The organism is Delftia sp. ZNC0008 (assembly GCF_000799035.1).
GTDB lineage: Bacteria > Pseudomonadota > Gammaproteobacteria > Burkholderiales > Burkholderiaceae_C > Comamonas > Comamonas tsuruhatensis.
This window is the reverse complement of sequence record NZ_JTKZ01000121.1, coordinates 1-3,115: the sequence shown is the minus strand read 5'-3', so window position 1 is coordinate 3,115 and position 3,115 is coordinate 1. Positions and strand designations below refer to the sequence as shown.

1 protein-coding gene and 1 pseudogene are annotated in these 3,115 nt (G+C 69.7%); both read right to left on the bottom strand.

Features of this window, described 5'->3' with window-relative positions; all coding sequences use genetic code 11:
• The coding region (locus L995_RS04510; RefSeq protein ID WP_047469544.1) for an error-prone DNA polymerase at positions 1 to 2,698 on the bottom strand (2,698 nt) is incomplete at its 3' end.
• A pseudogene (locus tag L995_RS04505) lies at positions 2,691 to 3,107 on the bottom strand (Y-family DNA polymerase); the annotation flags it as partial. The pseudogene L995_RS04505 and the gene L995_RS04510, both read right to left, overlap by 8 nt.
• Positions 3,108 to 3,115 lie beyond the last annotated feature (8 nt).

Sequence of the window (3,115 nt, the reverse complement as noted above, 5' to 3'; positions counted from 1 at the left end):
TGAACGGTGCCTGCGCGCGGACCTGGGCCACGCGCTCGCCGGAAGTCTTTGGCAGCTGCGCCACCATGCACAGACCCAGGCGCACGGCCGGCTGCGGCAGCTCGACGCCGGCAATGCGCTCGTGCGGTGCCTCCAGCGTGCAGTCCCAGTCGCTGTGGCGCACATCGACGGGCAGCACGCGCACGCCGTGGCGGCGCGCATCCTGGATCAGTTGCGAGGGGGTGTAGAAGCCCATGGGCTGGGCATTGAGCAAGGCCATGAGGAAACAGGCCGGCTCATGGCGCTTGAGCCAGGCGCTGGCATAGGCCAGCATGGCAAAGCTGTAGGCATGGCTTTCAGGAAAGCCGTATTCGCCGAAGCCCAGCATCTGGCGGAAGATGGCCTGGGCAAATTCGGCGCTGTAGCCGTTGGCCAGCATGCCGTCTATCAACGGACGCTCGAAGCGGTGCACGCCGCCCTTGCGCCGCCAGGCCGCCATGGAGCGGCGCAGCTCGTCGGCATCGCCCGCCGAGAAGTTCGCCGCGATCATGGCGATCTGCATCACCTGCTCCTGAAAAATGGGCACGCCCAGCGTGCGCTTGAGCGCCTTCTCGAGCGCAGGCTTTTCCAGGACCAGCTCGCCGCCCTGCCGCCGACGCTCGCGCGCCTGAAGATAGGGATGGACCATGCCGCCCTGTATGGGGCCGGGCCGCACGATGGCGACCTCGACCACCAGGTCGTAGAACTCGCGCGGCTGCAGCCGGGGCAGCATGCTCATCTGCGCCCGGCTCTCGATCTGGAAGGTGCCCACGGTGTCGGCGCGGCAGATCATGTCGTAGGTGGCCGGGTCGTCCTTGGGGATGTCGGCCAGCTCCCAGCGCGGGCCGCGCAGCGCGGCGCGCGCGTGCAGGCTGCCGCGCAGCACGGTGAGCATGCCCAGGGCCAGCACATCGACCTTGAGCAGCTTCATGGTGTCCAGATCGTCCTTGTCCCACTGGATGACCGAGCGGCCCTCCATGGCGGCCGGCTCCACGGGCACCAGCCGCGTCAGCGGCCCGTCGGTCAGCACAAATCCGCCCACATGCTGGCTCAGGTGGCGCGGGCTGTCGCGCAGCTGCAAGGCCAGCTCCAGCCACAGCCGCGCACGCTGGGGCGACAGTTGCGGGCAGTCGTCGCCCAGCCGCTCGCGCAGCCGGGCCAGGCGCAGCAGCTTGGAGCGCACCCAGCCCAGGGCGGGGTCATCGGGTTCGGGCTCCGGCTCGGCCGCCTGGTCCTCGGCATCGCTGAACCAGTGGTGCTGCCGGGCCATGGCGTCGATCAGCACCGCATCCACGCCCAGGGCCTTGCCCGCGTCGCGCAGTGCGCCACGCGTGCGCCAGCAGCTGACCACGGCCGTCAGCGCCGCACGGCCGCGGCCGTATTTTTCGTAGATGTACTGGATGACGGTCTCGCGCCGCGCGTGCTCGAAGTCCACGTCGATATCTGGGGGCTCGCTGCGCTCGCGGCTGATGAAGCGCGCCATCAGCAGCGTGGTCTTGTTCGGATCCACGGCCGTGATGCCCAGGCAATAGCAGACGGCCGAGTTCGCGGCCGAACCGCGCCCCTGGCACAGGATGCCTTCGCTGCGCGCATAGCGCACGATGTCGTGCACGGTGAGAAAGTACATCTCGTAGCGGCATTCGGCGATCAGCTCCAGCTCATCCTTCAACTGCTTGGCGACCGATTCGGGAATGCCTTGCGGATAGCGCCCCGCCGCTCCCTGCCAGGTATGCCAAGCCAGGGTCTGGCGCGCGTCCATGCCGGGAAGCACGCTTTCCTGCGGATAGTGGTAGCTGATCTCACTGAGCTTGAAATCGCAGCGCGCGGCAATCTGCAAGGTTGCATCCAGCATGGCGCGCGGATAGATGCCGCCCAGCCGCAAGCGTGAGCGCAGATGGCGCTCGGCATTGGGATGCAGCTCGAAGCCGCATTCGGCCACCGTGCAGCCCAGGCGCAGCGCCGTCACCAGGTCCTGCAGCGGCTTGCGCGAGCGCGCATGCATGTGCACGTCGCCGCATGCCACGCAGGACAGGCCCATTAACCCTGCCACGTCCTGCAGGCTTTGCAGCCACAGGCTGTCGTCGGGCGCCAGCAGCAGCTCCACGCCCAGCCAGCAGCCCGGCCCCAGCTGCGCCACGGCGGCCTGCACGGCCCGGGCGATGGCGGGCACATCGCCGGCTGGAAGCAGCGCACGCTGTGGCAGGACGATGCATTCGCAGCCTTCACGCAGCAGATGCCAGGGGCTGTCGGTATCGACCAGGTACTGGCCCTTTTCGGCACGGGCGCGCGCTGCGCTGATGAATTCGCAGAGGTTGCCCCAGCCGTTCAGATCGCGCGCCAGCGCCACCACGCGCAGCGGCCCCCAGGCGAATTCGCTGCCATGGATCAGCGCCATCTCGCAGTCGCGTGCAGCCTCGAAGGCCCGCACGGCGCCGGCCACCGAGCATTCGTCGGTCAGGGCCAGCGCCTGGTAGCCCAGGGCCTTGGCGCGCTGCACCAGTTGGGCCGGCGAAGAGGCGCCGCGCAGAAAGCTGAAGTTCGACAGGCAGTGCAGCTCCGCATAGCCGGGCAGGCCCGGGCCCGATGCCATGCCGGACACCGGCCCGGTGGCCTGGGGCGGGGGCTGCAGCCGCTGCAGCTGCGGGGGCGGCGGCTCCAGCAGGATGTCCTGTTCAGCCATAGATGCCTTGCGCAAACCAGGCGGCGGGCGACAGCAGGGCCGGCATGCCTGGCAGCCGTTCCGATGCAGGCGCGCGCTCGCGGTAGATCCAGACATGGCCGACAGCCGCGTTGCTGGCCACGAAATAGTCACGCACGGCCAGCGCCGCATCGGCCTGCGGCTCTCCCCACCAGCCGGCCTCCAGCCGATAGGGGCCGGCCAGCAATTGCAGCGGCCCCTGCCAGCAAGGGCGGCTGCCCTGCAGGAGCAGGGGCTGGGGCGGATCAAGCAGCCAGGGCGGCAGCAGGCCCTGCCAGGGGTTGGCCGCCTTGCGCGCGTGCGCGGGCCGCCGCGGTGCCTGCGGGGTCTGCAAGGCCTCGCAGGCCGGGGTCCAGCGCTGCATGGCCTCGGGCCGGTGGTCCGATTGCAGCTACGCGG